Here is a 15,188-nt window from a genome sequence, read left to right as displayed (position 1 = left end):
TCGTAGGGTACATTTCATAAATTCGTTGATTTTCGGGTGAAATGCATCCCTCAATGCGAAAAAAAGACTCTCGTGCCGATAAAAAGAGCGCCCCGTTTAAGGCACTCTGCGTTCCTGTACCTCACTGTAAACCCTAAGGAGCCAAGATAAAGAGGGAGGCTGATTGGCTGAGTTCTTTATCTTTTTTGGCAAGTGCAAGAAAGCGTAATTGGTCGAAGCCCTGTAATTGGATCAACCTTGTATTGCTTGATGTACATCTTTCTAAGTTCGGCAAGCTGGTTGGACAACTCAAGCCCAGATGCAAACAGCAATTCTCTCTCCTGTTCATCAATTTCCTCACAGACGCAGTTAGCGTAGGAAAGAACAGCTAAATGGACAGATCGAATACTTTTAAGTAATTGATCGCGACAAATCATGTCTAGACCTCCTTAGAATGAAAAGTTTTTTAATCTAACCACAGAATATCATATTGCGTAACGCTACGCAATATGATATTCTGTGGTTAGAGCTTTGAAGTGAACAATACAGGTGAGGGGTTCACATGTATTGTTACAACCCCATTAAATCTCTACAGTTCAGGTGTTAAAACAAAAATATCCCAGAACGGGAGAAAAGGGTGATCGAAGATGCAAAACAGATTCGTAAAAGCTATTCAAGACAACGTTGCCTATGATGAAGGCTTTCACACAGCAACTCCATTATCTCGAAGTGATTCTATTGTTGGGAAAATCCTTAATCGATTGGATGTAAAGAAATTCGTGAAGTTTAATCAACTTGATCTTAATAACATTCAGAAGCATGTATACCGCGGTGCGAGATACTATGCTGTATTGATTCCAGTCTTAAAGCGTAATATTGAAACTTATGTAACTGTGCTTGTGCAGAACAGCGATGAAGATGATATGAAGACGAAAATTTTCACTATGGATTATAGTTCAAATTTGGAACTGAGATATGAAGATCTGAACGGTAACCTTGAAGTGACTGGAACATTTAACGGTGATTATGAACTTGTTCAATATAAGCGGGAGACGAGTGGGGATGTGACTACTTTAGATTTGGCGGATTGTTTACAGAAAGAATGGGCAAATTTGCCTTGGTATATTCAAGCTGCGTGTGGGGGATCTTGTGCGTCCTGTTTCGGTTTAATTGTTCCTGCATGTGTAGTATGTGCTGGTTGTTTGGTTGGTTTTGGTATTAATTGTTAAATAGATATTAATTATAATGGAGGTATTTCTATGATTGAAAATTTAAACTTGTATCCGAAAGAAGAGTTCCACATTGCTGCAAAGGTAGATATTAGTGATTCCCTTATCCAGAACCTAAGCAGCAATGCTGACTATGTAGCGTTGGCAGCTAAGTATACGCTTGTTATGGGTGAAGCAGAATGGCACTATTTTAAAGGGATTCCAACAAAAAACTTGCTTATTCCTATTCAACAGGAAACGGAAAACGTCAATAAATTTATTGCCGTATACTATGATGAGCAACAGTTCATTAAGAAAGTCAAAATTATGTCTATTGAAAAAATTCAAAATGGTTTCTCATTGGCCTTCTCTGATGCAGAGGAAAAACGTGAGGTCAAAGGGATATACAAGCACAATAAGTACATTGAAACACAAGTGAACGGCCAAGCGGTGGTTGTCCAAGGAGAAGTTACAACTATGGGACTTCAGGATTGCCTACAGGCTGGATTTGAGGGCCTTCCGTTATGGCTTAAATCGTTTTGTGTAGTAGCTTGTGGAGCTGTATGGACAGGAGCTGGCCTTGCAGCTTGTGCAGGATGTTTGGTAGGTTTAGGAATCGACTGCTAAAAAGTATGAAAAAAAGAAAGCCGGCTTAGTCCCGGCTTTTTTTTTCTCTGTAAAAGTTAGAGATAAGAATGATAGCGATCCCAACAACCATTAAAATGATACTCATTGTTTTATATAGAGTAAATTCTTCAATGATCATGAAGGCTAGACCTACAGCAAATATTAAAGTCCCAAGAAGCGTTAGCAATTTTCTTATCAATGATTTGCTCATAATCTTCATCCCCTCCTTTATTATGTATACTGCTTTCAAAAGCAGCATATTGAATTTATTTACATTATAACCTACAAACGGTACACAAAAAAGCTAAATGGGCTGTCTAAGGTTAGGAAGGAAAAAACACATACAAACCCCGTTAGATTTTTACGGGGTTTGTATGTGTATACGAGATAAAAATTTCAATATTAGCCATCTTTCTTTTTGTCCTGGCGAATAGCTGGTTGTGAAGAACTCTGATGAAATGTCCTAACTAAAAGATTCATTGTCTTATCAAGCTGAGCCAACCGCTTCTCTAATCCGTCCATTTGCTTGTTAAATTTTACAAGAATGGTTTGAAGGAGAATGAGACAAAGGGCAATGGGGAATCCAACGTTACCGATTAGCTGAATAACAGCCTGTAGATCCATAAGAAAGACCTCCCTTCTTTAGCTTCATTATACTATATTACGTAACGTATCGCTATATAATAAAACGAGTTATAATAAATGTCAGAATAGCATATATTACGTGTTATAACAGGGGTGAATAATGATAGGATGATGTTGATGGAATCGATAGAAAAGCCTTCTAGGCTCACTGTGTATTTTTTCGAAAAAAGCTAGAACGGAGTTTGCTGAACATCGATAATAATACCGGCTTGTTTCAATTACATCTGGTAGTTCTTGCTACACATAGTTTAATAGCGAATTATAAGACTAAAGGCAATACAATTTTTTTCAGGGATAAACATATTGTGAGGCGTTACGAATCGCTATATAATATCCATAGCTGAAAAGGAGGGTGAATATGAAGTACAGTATCAACTTATTTGGATTTATGGTTGACTGTGATATTAAAATCACTGGTGAGCATTTTGGTATAGAAATACCGGAGGAAAATCAAAAGGCATTGAAAAATTACTTAATACGCGTATTGCCCAAGTATGGAAGAGAAGCTTCTAATGATTCGTCCTTAGATTCTTTAGTAAAACTTGCCCTGGATGCTGAAAAGACATTAGATGGGCGTATGGTAGAACCTAAGCTAAAATTACCCTATGAGTTTCAACCAGAAATTAAGGAAAAACTAATTGAGGCAGCCGCATTACAAGAAATATCAGCGACTCAATTATTGATTCGTATTATTGAAAATAAATACCAAGAAATTATGGGATAGGGGAATAGACAATGGCATATGGAAATAAGGTTAAATTCCATTATGACGTACCTGTGTATATAAAAAAGCAACTTGCTACGGCCGCAAAAAAGCTGAATATGACAGCAACTGAACTGTTATCTAAAACCATTGAAGAAGAATATGAACGCGTAATAAAAGAAAAAAAGGCTAATTTAGATTAGCCTTTAAAATGAAGTCGTGCATCCTATGAATTTGGTTGGTAGGAAAACATTGATAGGAATAATCTTGACCAATGTGGTCATACGAAAATACGTGAAAAACAAAATAGTTGTCTGATCGGTTGCCTTCGATTAGATAAACATAGACATAAAGGAATTTTTGTTGTTGATAATGAAATTGAGTTGTTGGACTTGAAATCCATGATCCCCATTATATGTTTCTTTATATCTACCTTCTTTAGTTCTTATTATAGTAAAGTTTTTGCAGTACAATATTTTTTATGGTTTTTAAGATGTATGTTACAATGACATATATTATATGCTATAATAAAATGGATAAAGATAGGGGGATATTAATGAATTCAAAAGAAAAGCCTTCTAGGCTCACAGTTTATCTTCCGGAAAAAGCTAGAGAAGAGCTACTGAATATTGCTAATAATACCGGCTTGTCTCAATCTCATCTGGTAGTCCTTGCTACACATAGTTTAATAGCGAATTATAAGACTAAAGGCAATACAATTTTTTCAGATTTATTAGGTATTGGTTCAAATCTAAATGGAATTGATTCAAATCGCTATACAATAGCCGTAGCTGAGAAGGAGGGTAAATATGAAGTATAGTATCAATTTATTTGGGTTTATGGTGGACTGTGACTTTAAGATAGATGGTGAGAATTTAGGTATAGAAATACCGGAGGAAAATCAGAAGGCCTTAAAGCAGTATTTAATACGCGTATTGCCCAAGTACGGAAGAGAAGCATCTAATGATTCGTCCTTAGATACTTTAGTGAAACTGGCCTTAGATGCTGAAAAGTCATTAGATGGTCGTATGGTAGAACCAAAGTTAAAATTACCATATGAGTTCCAGCCCGAAATTAAGGAGAAGCTAATTGAAGCAGCTGCATTACAAGAAATATCAGCTACTCAATTATTAATCCGTATTATTGAAAACAAATACCAAGAAATTATGGGGGAATAAATAATGGCATACGGAAATAAAGTTAAATTCCATTATGACGTACCTGTGTACATTAAAAAACAGTTAGCCACTGCTGCAAAAAAGCTGAATATGACAGCAACTGAGCTGTTATCTAAAACAATTGAAGAAGAGTATGAACGTGTGACAAGGGAAAAAAGGGCTAAGTAATATTAGCCTGTAGGACAAATTGATTCATCATATTGATTTGATTTGAGGAAAGACTTTGATAGGAATAGTCTTCTCCAATTTGATCATATGAAAAAAAATGACAAATGGTATATATTTCCGATGGGTTGTGTTCAATCAGATAAACATTAACATTAGGTATTTCTGTTGTTACATGACAATAGAATTGAGATGTCGGGCTAGCATCCACGATCCCCATAATATGTTGCTTTACATCTACTGGCAACAAAGTGAAGCAGTTCACAGGAAATTGATTTTCATATACTAACATAAGACAAGAGCCCCCCTTTTAATTGAATAACCGTTTCTGTACTTGGTCTGTCTATTATACCAAACGTACGTTCGTGTGTTAAGGGTGTAATTTCCACAGAAGTATATTTTTTACGTCTGAATGGAGCCGTATGTTTCGATTTTTCAGGTTACAATATTGACTCTTTGTTGTTATTTTTATAAATAATGTATTTTGAGGAAAGTGTGGTAACTTCATTTACTATAGATTCCTTTTTTTTGAAAAAGGGATTTTTTTTATATCATATCATAATGCGTAGTGATACGCTACGTTATAATTTGTGAAATAGTAACTTTTTTCATTTATTCCCGTTTATATATAAGAATTGATTATTATGTGGAAATGAAGCGGCGTGAAAAGGAAAAGGGGAAGCAGAATAAAATGTTACGTAATTTTCAACAAATAAATACATTTTTTAAACGTATTAGATAAATGTATCTGTGTAATTTAAGGTGAAATCTATATATGAAAGCGGGAGAGTACAATTAAGAAACATGCTTTGCTTTTAGCGTCGTCGGTTTTATTATTTAGTTTGCTTGTTGCCTGTAATAATCAACAAGACGCTGGAACGGCCACTCCTAGTAATACCGAAAATCAAGAAGCCGACCAAAATTCTAACAATTCATCTACTCAAAAACAAAACCCTTCAGGTGATATAGCTAGTGTATTCCCTAAGTCTGATCTCACGAATTCAATTACCATTGATTCAGTTAATGAAGACCAATCGATTCGCGCAGAACAACAAACGGATAAGGGAACACTGCTTATGATTTCTAATGGTAAAGAAGAACGAGGACACTTGAACGTATCGAGTACTCAGGGGCAAGAGGGAGATCAGACCTTCCAGAGCAATTATTCTATCGTCTACAGATACGATGGCCAAGATAAAGTTTTATTGGAACTACCAGCTTATTTATTTATCCAACCATCTGACAAAAAAATAACCTTTGAAAAGATGAGTTTTAAAGATGCTGATGTCTATGTCCTTACTCCACAATATCAAACGGGACATGGTTTGGAAGGGTATGTATTCGCGATCGATAAACAAAGTGGTGAGGCATTCCCATTGGAGATTGTTCAAAAGGAGCAAGTTTCTAAGACACTTCCCTATTCTGAATCTGAACCATCATTAAGTGTTGCAAATGATGGTCTAGTTGTTCATCCACCTGTTGGTGCTGGCACGCCCGAGGAAGACATGAAAGACGTAACTTACAAATTAGATTTGAGCAAAAAGCAGTTAATTTCTGAATAAAAAGGATTTCTTTTTTTCTATTCCAGTTATTCAAGGCTCAGTAAATGTCCGACAACCCATATACATTCGGATCCGTTTTCTGAATATAGTGCAAAGTGTTCAAACAAGTGTTATTGGAGCTTGTAATGGTTGTATCCATTCCATTGTATCCTGCTGTAGCCCAAAGGCGTTTTGTACTTACGCTCTTACCGGCATACGAGGTACTGGAACAATAAGAGGTAGCAGGACACTCATAGTCTGCCTAATAGCCTACACTTAAAGCATTTGCACCTAAAAGCACTTTTGCAGGGGTCTTGAATACAATTACACCAGGTCAGAGGGGCATCCTAGATGCTGAATATCCCAACTGGAAGAATAGTGAGCTGTCGGCTGTAGAATTTATGAAGAAGCTCGAGCTGAAGAAGAACACTTTAACCAAGACGGGGACAACTCGCTTTGTTATTTCAGATAATCCTGAAACCATCGGTACACCTACAGATCCTAAATGGTCTGTCCAGTTTTCAGGAGGATTCGCCACACTCTGGCATGATTATCTGAATGATCGAAACAGCGTAAATTATCGTGTATTTGTCTGGCATTTGAATACAACTGGAAAGACATTAAAATACGGGATTACCATTGGTAATGGTTCCAACTCCACGTCTACTCCGGGGACTATCCAAGTCTCCAACTTGAAACATTCTATTGTGACAACGGGGTATTTTATACCTCATGGTATTTGTACAGCGAAATCTCTACTTGGTAACACGCTAGATGATGCCACGCCTGCCAATCCTTCAATTACTGCAGGAAATGTAGGATTGGTTAAGGAGTGGACGGTACCGAATGGTCAATTAATTGGTGGCGTGGTTGAATTTACACTCAAAAATGTAACGTCTCCTACGGCTCCGATGACATTTAGATTACGTTCATGCGTTTCGGACACGGCCACAGCGGACCTTCGTCTAAATCAAACGCCTGTTATTGCGGTGAGAGAAACTCACCCACGTGGATCTTGGAATTTTGCAGATATTCAAAGTACCATTAATTTTGAAACAGGTGCATTGAATTCGTACAAATTCTACAGTTTTGCTAACGGTACGAATGACAATCTGATGAAGCAATCTGGTAGTTACGATTCAGAAAATTCCTATGGTGACAACAAAGGTCTTTACGGTGTGAAAAATAAAATCAATATCACATTTAAGAATACTTCAACTGCAAGTCGCATAATTAAAGTTTTTCTAACATCTAGGGTTAAACCCTTTGGTGGAGCATGTCAGTGGAACAATAATCCAACGGTTGGTGTTCCAAAACTGGAGATGACATCGTCTACTCAGGATGCAGTCCAAGTGGTTTCATTCACTTTGGCAGCGGGAGCAACAGCAACATATCCGCTCACCACCTCGACCGCAGGATCTCTCTCAGGTCCCGGTGTAGTTGCTATACAAACCTTGGCTCCTTAAATAAATACCAAGCTTACTCCGCAACAAAAACAGCCTTCGTCCATTGACGAAGGCTGTTTTTACTTGGACTGTATTATGAGTACAATTTAATTATTTTTGAATGAAAGCCCTGGAAATACAGCATAGGAATTGATATCTGCACTGTTTACCATTTTCCATTTTTGTATTTTTCCTTTAGCAATATCAAAATCCCAAATCTCTTCTCTTAGCTTCTCTTCATTAGATATGACCTTAACACGTACCTTGATACCATTTTTAGTGCTTTGGGCATCTATAATATTATAATCTATAATTGCCGGATAAATCCCACCGATCGGTATCATATCAAATCCATCAACTGTAACTGATTTGATTAACTCATCATCACGACTATCATAACCAGCGATATAGACCGCAATAAGATTTTTAACGCCAGACCAACTACTTCCACTCAGATCAAGTTCTTCTTTCCATATATCTTCCTGCTGAGGCTGATTGTTATCTCTAATGGTAACTGTCTGATTTTTTTGATCCCAATTTACATTAGCACCTAATGCTTTTGAAACAAAACTGATAGGTACCATCACTCGGTTATCAATCATCCGTGGTGCTACATCAGGAGCAACAGTCTGATTGTTTACTACAATTTTAATAGTCCCTTTTGCCAAAGCTAGTCCTACTACTGCACTAAGCGAGATAACGAATGCAAAAAAGGAAATCAGAATTTTCTTCTTCATATAAAACATCCTCCTCAAAATTTAATATATACCAAATAACGTAAATAAATGGATTTAGTTGCATGCATATAGAAGATATAACAAAAAGATGAATAACACAAAATTCCAGTTATCAAAGCAGAAGGTACTGGCACTATCTCAATCAACGAGTATCATTAAAACGGTGGAGAAGTAGGGAAATCCAGTGATTGTTGATAATTGTAAGGTGCGAAATAGTTTGTCGATGGAAAGTACTTATATTCAACAAAAGCGTTCAGATGGAGCTATCTCTACTTGAGCTATTTTGTTCGTTTAGCCGAAGTGCAGCTTAGAAAAGGAGCTGAAGATCTAAAGAACGTTAGGACTGATGCTACTGGCTCTAAGGAAGTAAAAGAACGGCCACCTAAGACCCTATAACCACCTCTGGGAATTACTCGGGTTAGAGCTTCACTCCAAGCTCACGGTCATACTGGCAATGGATCATGGAACATGACGACAACGTATTCGTTCCGAATTGCTTCGCTTCCATTAAAAACTATGCACAAAGGCAACAACATGAGTTTGCTAAGTGGTTTAAATCAAACCCAATGCAGTAATTTAATACATATTTCATTATAAATCGTCCAAAAAAAAGAAACATTTTACATTTATCTTGGGTCTATATTTAATGTACTAAAAAACCACAATTACCTAAGGGGGTTATCCATTTGAAATGGAAATCATTTTTTCTCACTTGCTTGGCCTTATTTTTTGTCGTGTCAACTGCACAAGCAGCCACACCTATATCAATAGTTGTTAATGGTAATAAGGTTAAGACAGACGTTGCTCCTTTTGTTCAAAATGGTACCACTTATGTTCCGTTGAGAAGTATTGAACAGATTGAAGGGCTTTCTATAAAAAGCTGGAACAACAAAACTAAAACACTTGTAATTGCAGATCCTAGCCAGCAAATAACTTTTCGTGTCAATAATCAAAATCAATCTGAGTCACCGCAAATTAGAAATAATCGCGTAATGGTTCCTATCCGCTTTATAGCTCAGAATTTCAATAGTGATGTTGCTTGGAATCCTGATACAAAAACTGTCCATGTAGCAAAGATAAATGACCAAACAAAAGCAAATTTGGATTCGGCGGACTTAACTAAGGCACGTATTGCTGCGATTAATATTCCGAAAATTTCTACTTTAAAAGAATTAACTTCAGTGGAGAGCAGCGGGGGCTCCTTTGGATTGTTTTTTCCTGAAGGGCAATCAAATTCATTTTTTACGATAGAAAACAGTATTATCAATTACTATGAGGTTAAATCAAATGCAGCTTGGCTCACATGGAGTGGGAAAATTGGTGGGAATCAAAATAAAGTTAGCTTTCTAAAAAACACCACCGTATCAAGTGAAGTAGGAAAACGTCCTCAAATCAATGGCCGGTTATTTTTTTATAACATCTCAGCACATTCAGGGCAATCTCAGTATGGGTACATCTCCACTGACGGAAAAGAGACAATACTTGGAAGCAAAGATATGGAAAGCTTGAATGATCTATATCCAATTGAGGATGAGAAATAAATAGATTGACTAAGGGTTGTAGAAAGTGGGAGAGCAGATTGTCCCGTAAAATTAGCGCCCCCATTTGGAGTAAGATTTACGCGGGAATACGTATGTCCTACTGATGCATCCCAAGGAACATACACAGAACCACTCGTATTGGCACGCAATTGAACATTCGAGAATCTTGCTTGGCTATAGCTGTTATTTCCATTATCGTGAACACCATGCACCATTTTTACAATATCATATGGTTTCAGGTTTCCAGCAGGGATTGGAAAAGTTGTGTTGCGATTGTCGTATCTATGTCAATAACATTGGCTATAATGGGCATGGCTAGGGGATTTAATCATAAGCATAAGTACATTGGGTGTTCCTGATTATTGGGAGTACCCTTTTTCGTTTACCAAGTTGTAACCTGGGCTTGGTTTAAACTAAGCCTATATTCTAACCTTTTGCTCAAAATAAGCAATCCCATATACAGGAGTCGTTGAGGGAATATATTTAGTTTCTTCAGCTTAGTCTTCTAGATCGAAAGGGGACTATAGTAATATTTTGGAGTTGAAATGTTACGTTTTTTTTAAAATAAAATACATTTTTTAAACTTATTGGATTTGAAGAATGTGTATACTAAAAAAAACTTGAAATGGAGGATATATATTTGAAAAAAATCAATATTTTCACATTGGTAGGAGCTATTTTGTTATCTGGATGTGGGGCAAATAATCAGTCATCAAGTCCAGCAAAGATAGATAAAAACGCGTCCAAAGAAAATGCTACAACACCAGCTACATCGACTCCTAATACACTATTATCTGAGACTTCAGATAAGAGAGTTGCTATTTATGGTGTTCAAGAAACAGAACAAAAAGATATGTTTTCGTCTCTAAATGTAGTAATAAATGGAGAAGCGAAAACATTCAATTGGATTAATGTAACCAATCCCTCCTTTTATCCTCAAATATCGGTCGTTGATTTAAATGCAGATGGGAAAGATGAAATTGTCATTGTTTTGACCAAAGGCACAGGGACTGGAGTACATGATTCAGAAGTGCATGTGCTTAAATCCGATTTTACAGAAATATCAGTTTCGGATCCGAGGAAATTCGTTCTAAGTAATATTAAAGTTGATCTAAAAACAGATAAGGACATTCGGAAGTATACACTTTCAGTCGATGGTCAGGAGCACTTATTTGAATTCAGTGAGAGCGATTCAAACGATTGGTTTGAACAACCGACGGTTCAGAATATATTGAGATTTGGATTAAAGGATAATCAGCTTATTGCGGAGTTACCAATTCAGATTTCAACAGGTAATTATTTAGGAGATGCGATAGTTAGATTTTCATTTGTTAATGGGAAATTAGAACCGTCTAAAATAGAGATTATAAAAGAAGGAAGCTCATTATGAGCTTCCTTCTTTTATTCTGAGTATTAGTAGCCTTCAACTCTGTAAAACGTGTGGTCTCCAAGTACTTTCTTCTCTACAATTTTTTTGTTGCCTGCACCAAAGTAGGTGTTGGTCACAAACCATAAGCACGTTCCAATAGGGTTAGAAAGACGTGAAGAGGCAAGTGCTTGTTCAATCGAATCACTCCAAGCTGTACTCGATGTATTAGGTTGGCGTGCATTACTACTCGTCATTCCTTCAAAAGCATTTGTTTTAAGGATGACACCCTTGTACGTATTTCCACCAAATTCGCTCAAGTTTTTGTCAACACGGTTACTCATTACCCATGCTACACCAGCATGTTTTTGTATTATCCTGGAACGTCTTTTTCTTAATCCGTTTAATAGAGAAGAAGCACAAATAAAAAAGCCGATTGAATAAACAATCGGCTATGGGCGAGGAACTTTTACGAGTTAACTCGCCCTTTAATTTTAACAATCATGAGGAAGAACGAGATGAAATCCTATACATATTTATTAAATTAGAAATCAAAGTTGTCCGGGTCAGGTCCAACGCGAACATCTTCGTTCAGGGCGCTAATGCGCTCCATCTCATCATTGGACAGTTCAAAGTCGAAGATGGAAGAGTTCTCGACGATACGTTTTTCTTTGGTGGACTTCGGAATGGTGATGACACCGTTCTGCAAGTCCCAACGCAGGATGACTTGTGCTACCGATTTACCTTTCGCAGTGGCAATCTCGGTCAGAACCGGATTGTCCAGAAGTTGGCCCTGCATCAGCGGGGACCAAGCTTCCAATTGAATTCCGTTTTTCTCACAGAATGCTTTAAGTGGAGCTTGAGTCAGACGAGGGTGGTACTCTACCTGATTAATTGCTGGCTTCACTTCAGCATCCTGCAACAGATCTTCAAGGTGATGAATCTGGAAGTTGCTGACGCCAATAGCTTTAATGCGGCCTGCTTTGTACAGCTCCTCCATCGCTTTCCATGCGTCTTTGTATTTGCCTGCTTTTGGCCAGTGAATTAGATACAGGTCCAGGTATTCCAGTCCGAGTTTGTTCAGCGTTGTCTCATATGCCGCAAGCGTCTCTTCATATCCGAGATCTGCGTTCCACACTTTGGATGTAATGAACAAATCTTCACGCTTCAGATTATTCTCCTTCAATGCCTCGGCAATCGCTTGCCCTACACCGGATTCGTTGCCGTATATAGCGGCTGTATCAATACTGCGGTAACCGTGGGCAATCGCTTGTTTAACGGCCTCGATGAGTTCAGCGCCTTCTTCTACCTTAAATACGCCAAGTCCGAACCAAGGCATATGAACGCCATTATTCAAAGCTACTGTGGATTGTAAATGTTGTGCTGTCATGTGAAGTCCTCCTCATATTATGAATCAAAATGATAGTAAGTTGTAAAACGATGAATCCTAGTATCCTTCATTAAATCATAGTAGATTAAATTCGAATTAACGTATTATACTAGATTAAAATAAAGGGCGAAACCGGTTCCGAGTTGTAGCTTCAACGCTGGAAAGACGCGTGTTTAGGCTGATCTCTGACTGAACCTGTCTTAGGTCTCTGATGGGGAATAGGGATCTTTACGATCAAGCGCTCTTGCCCAGCCAGTCAGAAGAACAGCAGCCAGAACCATAATTGCACCAACCCATGTGGTATGAATCAGACCGATGGAGTCCGTAATTACACCGCCCAAATATGCACCAATTGCGATCCCTGCGTTAAAGGCTGCGATGTTAAAGGCGGAGGCGACGTCTTTGGCTTGTGGAGCATAACGTTCTGCGAGCGTCACGACGTACATCTGAAGCCCTGGCACATTCATGAAGGCAAGCAGGCCCATGCCGAGTATTGTGAGTAACGCTGCCAGCTTAAATGGAACGGTGAAATACAGTATGCCCAGAATGACGGTCTGAATGATAAACATATAGAAGAGTGCTCGGAGCGGATTGCGGTTAGCGGCTTTCCCTCCGATAATATTGCCGATAGCAATGGCGATCCCGTATAGCAGCAGAATTCCTGCGACCGTTTTCTCGGAATATCCGCTGATATCATGCAATAGTGGAGACAGGTAAGTGAACACTACGAACGTACCACCATATCCTACAGCGGTAATGGCAAAGGCCAACAGCAGCCGCCCGCCTGTCACCAGCTTCAGCTGTTCGCGGAAAGCAGTCCGCGTTCCGCGTTGCAAGGTGGATGGAACCAGTAGCATGTTGCCAATGAAGGCAACTACACCTACGACAACGATAAGAATGAAAGCTGCGCGCCAGCCCCAGTTTTGACCGATGAGTGTACCCAGAGGCACACCAGTTACCGTTGCAATGGTCAAGCCAGAGAACATGATGGCAATCGCGCTTGCCCGGCGGTTTGCAGGTACCAGGTCTGCTGCAATGGTGGAACCAATGGACATGAATACCCCGTGTGCCAGAGCGGAGACGATTCGCGCAATGAGCAGCATTGTAATTCCGCTCGAGAGCGCCGCCATGGTGTTACCAGCAATAAAAACAACCATAATGGCAAGCAGCAACGTCTTGCGTGACACCGTTGATGTCAGTGAGGTCAGAATCGGTGCCCCGAAGGTTACGCCTAATGCATATAAAGTAACAGTCAGTCCCGCTGTCGTTACGGAAATGCCCAGGTCATCTGCAATAAGGGGCAGCAGACCAACGCTGATAAATTCAGTAGTGCCGATGGCAAACGCACTGATTGCCAGCGCCAGCAGTGCCCAGGTACTGCGTTTTGAATCATGTAACATGTCTTGTTCAACTCCCCAGAATGTAGATTTACGTACCGGCAAATGCTATTATGAGTTATTCGACATAAAATGAATAGTACGTACTTTTTAGTACCCTACGTACTTTTTAGTGCCTATATAGCAATTGCTTTTATGAAAAAAGAATTCCGGGGAGGACATTCAGCATGATTAGAAAGAAATATAATATTTCAGTTGAAGCGACACTTGAAGTCATCGGTGGCAAATGGAAATGCGTCATTCTCTGCCATCTGACACATGGGAAGAAACGGACCAGTGATCTCAAGCGTATTATGCCCGCAATTACGCAGAAAATGTTAACGCAGCAGCTAAGGGAGCTTGAAGATGACGGGATTGTGAACCGCATTGTATACAATCAGGTACCTCCCAAGGTGGAGTATGAATTGAGTGAATATGGCCGAAGTTTGGAACCGATTCTGAATGCCCTATGTAACTGGGGAGATCAGCATATTATTAAGGAATACGGAGATAAATCTTCCGTGTTGGAGGATAATGGGTTAAATGATTTTAACACGGACAACAAGGAGCTGATGAAGCCATGAACTATGAAATTCTATATGATGGTGCCTTTGCGATGCTTAAGGTGCAATTGCAACAGGGAGAACGGTTCAAGGCAGAAAGCGGGGCCATGGTATCCATGACGCCAACCGTTGATTTGAAGGGATCGGCTGAAGGCGGCATGTTTGGCGGATTCGGACGAATGCTCAGCGGCGAGAAATTCTTTTTTCAGGAATTGACGGCTGCAGGAGGATCTGCTGAAATTCTGCTGTCACCATCCAGCATGGGGGATGTGGAGGCAATTGAACTGGATGGTTCCTATTCTCTCTACGTACAGAAAGATGGATTTCTGGCCGGAACGGAAGGCATCCAGGTGAATACCAAAATGCAAAACCTGAAGAAAGGTCTCTTCTCGGGAGAGGGTTTCTTTATTATAGAGATTAGTGGGCGGGGAACAGTGTTTCTATCCTCCTACGGTGCAATCCATGCGATCAATCTGGCTGCGGGTGAAGAAGTGATTGTGGACAATGCCCACTTGGTTGCATGGCCCAATTATATGGATTATCGCATTGAGAAAGCTTCACAAGGCTGGTTATCCAGCGTGACCAGTGGAGAAGGATTGGTATGCCGATTCCGGGGTGAAGGGACAGTCCTGATTCAGAGCCGTAATCCGCATGGATTTGGTCAACGGGTCAAGCAATTTATTCCTTCACGCTAATGTTTTTCGCTGAAAATGTACAACGTTGA

The 15,188-nt window shown here is 39.2% G+C and carries 21 protein-coding genes; 13 read left to right on the top strand and 8 right to left on the bottom strand.

Translation table 11 applies throughout. The annotated features are described in order from the left end of the window. Nucleotides 1-176: 176 nt before the first annotated feature. Entirely contained in the window at nt 177-416 is a 240-nt protein-coding gene (locus ACFVQB_RS09610) for a hypothetical protein (RefSeq protein ID WP_379383601.1), read from the bottom strand. A gap of 210 nt (nt 417-626) precedes the next feature. On the opposite strand from ACFVQB_RS09610, the gene ACFVQB_RS09605 reads away from it, so the two are divergent. Both ACFVQB_RS09605 and ACFVQB_RS09600 read left to right on the top strand, forming a co-directional pair. After that, nucleotides 627-1,208, top strand: a complete 582-nt coding sequence (locus tag ACFVQB_RS09605) for a hypothetical protein (protein ID WP_379437527.1) — start codon at nt 627-629, stop codon at nt 1,206-1,208. A 30-nt stretch (nt 1,209-1,238) separates the two neighbouring features. Next, complete coding sequence (locus tag ACFVQB_RS09600; RefSeq protein ID WP_379437524.1) at nt 1,239-1,814, top strand: hypothetical protein; 576 nt, start codon at nt 1,239-1,241, stop codon at nt 1,812-1,814. A gap of 25 nt (nt 1,815-1,839) precedes the next feature. On the opposite strand, the gene ACFVQB_RS09595 is transcribed toward ACFVQB_RS09600, so the two are convergent. Together ACFVQB_RS09595 and ACFVQB_RS09590 are read right to left on the bottom strand one after the other, a co-directional pair. Beyond that, nucleotides 1,840-2,025: a hypothetical protein gene (locus ACFVQB_RS09595; RefSeq protein WP_379437521.1), complete on the bottom strand. Its 186-nt coding sequence runs from the start codon at nt 2,023-2,025 to the stop codon at nt 1,840-1,842. Nucleotides 2,026-2,216: 191 nt separating this feature from the next. Continuing rightward, the gene (locus ACFVQB_RS09590) at nt 2,217-2,438 is read right to left on the bottom strand and encodes a hypothetical protein (RefSeq protein WP_379383609.1); all 222 of its coding nucleotides are present in this window, start codon (nt 2,436-2,438) and stop codon (nt 2,217-2,219) included. Between the two features lie 379 nt (nt 2,439-2,817). Here ACFVQB_RS09590 and ACFVQB_RS09585 point away from each other — a divergent pair, with 379 nt between their 5' ends. The 5 genes from ACFVQB_RS09585 to ACFVQB_RS09565 all read left to right on the top strand — a co-directional run bounded on the left by ACFVQB_RS09585 (nt 2,818) and on the right by ACFVQB_RS09565 (nt 4,508). Then, a complete protein-coding gene (locus ACFVQB_RS09585) occupies nt 2,818-3,183 on the top strand; it encodes a hypothetical protein (RefSeq protein ID WP_379437519.1) in 366 nt (121 codons plus the stop codon). Between the two features lie 11 nt (nt 3,184-3,194). Beyond that, nucleotides 3,195-3,365 (top strand): hypothetical protein, encoded by a 171-nt coding sequence (locus tag ACFVQB_RS09580; protein ID WP_379437516.1) that lies wholly within the window; start codon nt 3,195-3,197, stop codon nt 3,363-3,365. Between the two features lie 353 nt (nt 3,366-3,718). Continuing rightward, nucleotides 3,719-3,982: a hypothetical protein gene (locus ACFVQB_RS09575; protein ID WP_379437513.1), complete on the top strand. Its 264-nt coding sequence runs from the start codon at nt 3,719-3,721 to the stop codon at nt 3,980-3,982. Continuing rightward, nucleotides 3,972-4,340: a hypothetical protein gene (locus ACFVQB_RS09570; RefSeq protein WP_379437510.1), complete on the top strand. Its 369-nt coding sequence runs from the start codon at nt 3,972-3,974 to the stop codon at nt 4,338-4,340. Before ACFVQB_RS09575 ends, ACFVQB_RS09570 begins: the two co-directional genes overlap by 11 nt. 3 nt (nt 4,341-4,343) lie before the next feature. Further along, nucleotides 4,344-4,508, top strand: a complete 165-nt coding sequence (locus ACFVQB_RS09565) for a hypothetical protein (RefSeq protein ID WP_379437507.1) — start codon at nt 4,344-4,346, stop codon at nt 4,506-4,508. On the opposite strand, the gene ACFVQB_RS09560 is transcribed toward ACFVQB_RS09565, so the two are convergent. Further along, on the bottom strand, nt 4,501-4,797 hold the full coding sequence (locus tag ACFVQB_RS09560; protein WP_379437504.1) for a hypothetical protein: 297 nt from the start codon (nt 4,795-4,797) through the stop codon (nt 4,501-4,503). The genes ACFVQB_RS09565 and ACFVQB_RS09560 overlap by 8 nt on opposite strands. 517 nt (nt 4,798-5,314) lie before the next feature. On the opposite strand from ACFVQB_RS09560, the gene ACFVQB_RS09555 reads away from it, so the two are divergent. Next, nucleotides 5,315-6,067 (top strand): hypothetical protein, encoded by a 753-nt coding sequence (locus tag ACFVQB_RS09555; RefSeq protein WP_379437501.1) that lies wholly within the window; start codon nt 5,315-5,317, stop codon nt 6,065-6,067. Nucleotides 6,068-6,360: 293 nt separating this feature from the next. Next, entirely contained in the window at nt 6,361-7,512 is a 1,152-nt protein-coding gene (locus ACFVQB_RS09550) for a hypothetical protein (RefSeq protein ID WP_379437498.1), read from the top strand. 86 nt (nt 7,513-7,598) lie between these two features. Here the strand turns inward: ACFVQB_RS09550 and ACFVQB_RS09545 are convergent, their stop codons facing one another. Then, nucleotides 7,599-8,228, bottom strand: a complete 630-nt coding sequence (locus ACFVQB_RS09545; RefSeq protein WP_379437495.1) for a copper amine oxidase N-terminal domain-containing protein — start codon at nt 8,226-8,228, stop codon at nt 7,599-7,601. Between the two features lie 686 nt (nt 8,229-8,914). Between ACFVQB_RS09545 and ACFVQB_RS09540 the strand changes: the two genes are divergently transcribed. Next, the gene (locus ACFVQB_RS09540; RefSeq protein ID WP_379437492.1) at nt 8,915-9,769 is read left to right on the top strand and encodes a copper amine oxidase N-terminal domain-containing protein; all 855 of its coding nucleotides are present in this window, start codon (nt 8,915-8,917) and stop codon (nt 9,767-9,769) included. Nucleotides 9,770-10,409: 640 nt separating this feature from the next. Next, nucleotides 10,410-11,159, top strand: a complete 750-nt coding sequence (locus ACFVQB_RS09535; RefSeq protein WP_379437489.1) for a hypothetical protein — start codon at nt 10,410-10,412, stop codon at nt 11,157-11,159. A gap of 23 nt (nt 11,160-11,182) precedes the next feature. Here ACFVQB_RS09535 and ACFVQB_RS09530 read toward each other — a convergent pair whose 3' ends face one another. The 3 genes from ACFVQB_RS09530 to ACFVQB_RS09520 form a co-directional block, all read right to left on the bottom strand. Then, nucleotides 11,183-11,509, bottom strand: a complete 327-nt coding sequence (locus tag ACFVQB_RS09530) for a cell wall hydrolase (protein WP_379438113.1) — start codon at nt 11,507-11,509, stop codon at nt 11,183-11,185. Between the two features lie 170 nt (nt 11,510-11,679). After that, on the bottom strand, nt 11,680-12,525 hold the full coding sequence (locus ACFVQB_RS09525; RefSeq protein ID WP_379437487.1) for an aldo/keto reductase: 846 nt from the start codon (nt 12,523-12,525) through the stop codon (nt 11,680-11,682). Nucleotides 12,526-12,725: 200 nt separating this feature from the next. Further along, nucleotides 12,726-13,925, bottom strand: coding sequence for an MFS transporter (locus tag ACFVQB_RS09520; RefSeq protein WP_379437484.1), 1,200 nt, complete (start codon nt 13,923-13,925; stop codon nt 12,726-12,728). Nucleotides 13,926-14,089: 164 nt separating this feature from the next. Here ACFVQB_RS09520 and ACFVQB_RS09515 point away from each other — a divergent pair, with 164 nt between their 5' ends. Together ACFVQB_RS09515 and ACFVQB_RS09510 are read left to right on the top strand one after the other, a co-directional pair. Continuing rightward, on the top strand, nt 14,090-14,485 hold the full coding sequence (locus tag ACFVQB_RS09515; RefSeq protein ID WP_024629739.1) for a winged helix-turn-helix transcriptional regulator: 396 nt from the start codon (nt 14,090-14,092) through the stop codon (nt 14,483-14,485). Next, nucleotides 14,482-15,159 carry a TIGR00266 family protein gene (locus tag ACFVQB_RS09510; protein ID WP_379437480.1) on the top strand — a complete coding sequence of 226 codons (678 nt, stop codon included), beginning with the start codon at nt 14,482-14,484 and terminating at the stop codon, nt 15,157-15,159. Before ACFVQB_RS09515 ends, ACFVQB_RS09510 begins: the two co-directional genes overlap by 4 nt. The last annotated feature ends 29 nt before the right edge of the window (nt 15,160-15,188 follow it).

The sequence above is a fragment of the Paenibacillus sp. NPDC057886 genome, assembly GCF_042796655.1.
Classification (GTDB): domain Bacteria; phylum Bacillota; class Bacilli; order Paenibacillales; family Paenibacillaceae; genus Paenibacillus.
The sequence above is the reverse complement of the archived record's forward strand: the minus strand, read 5'-3'. Positions and strand labels throughout refer to the sequence as shown.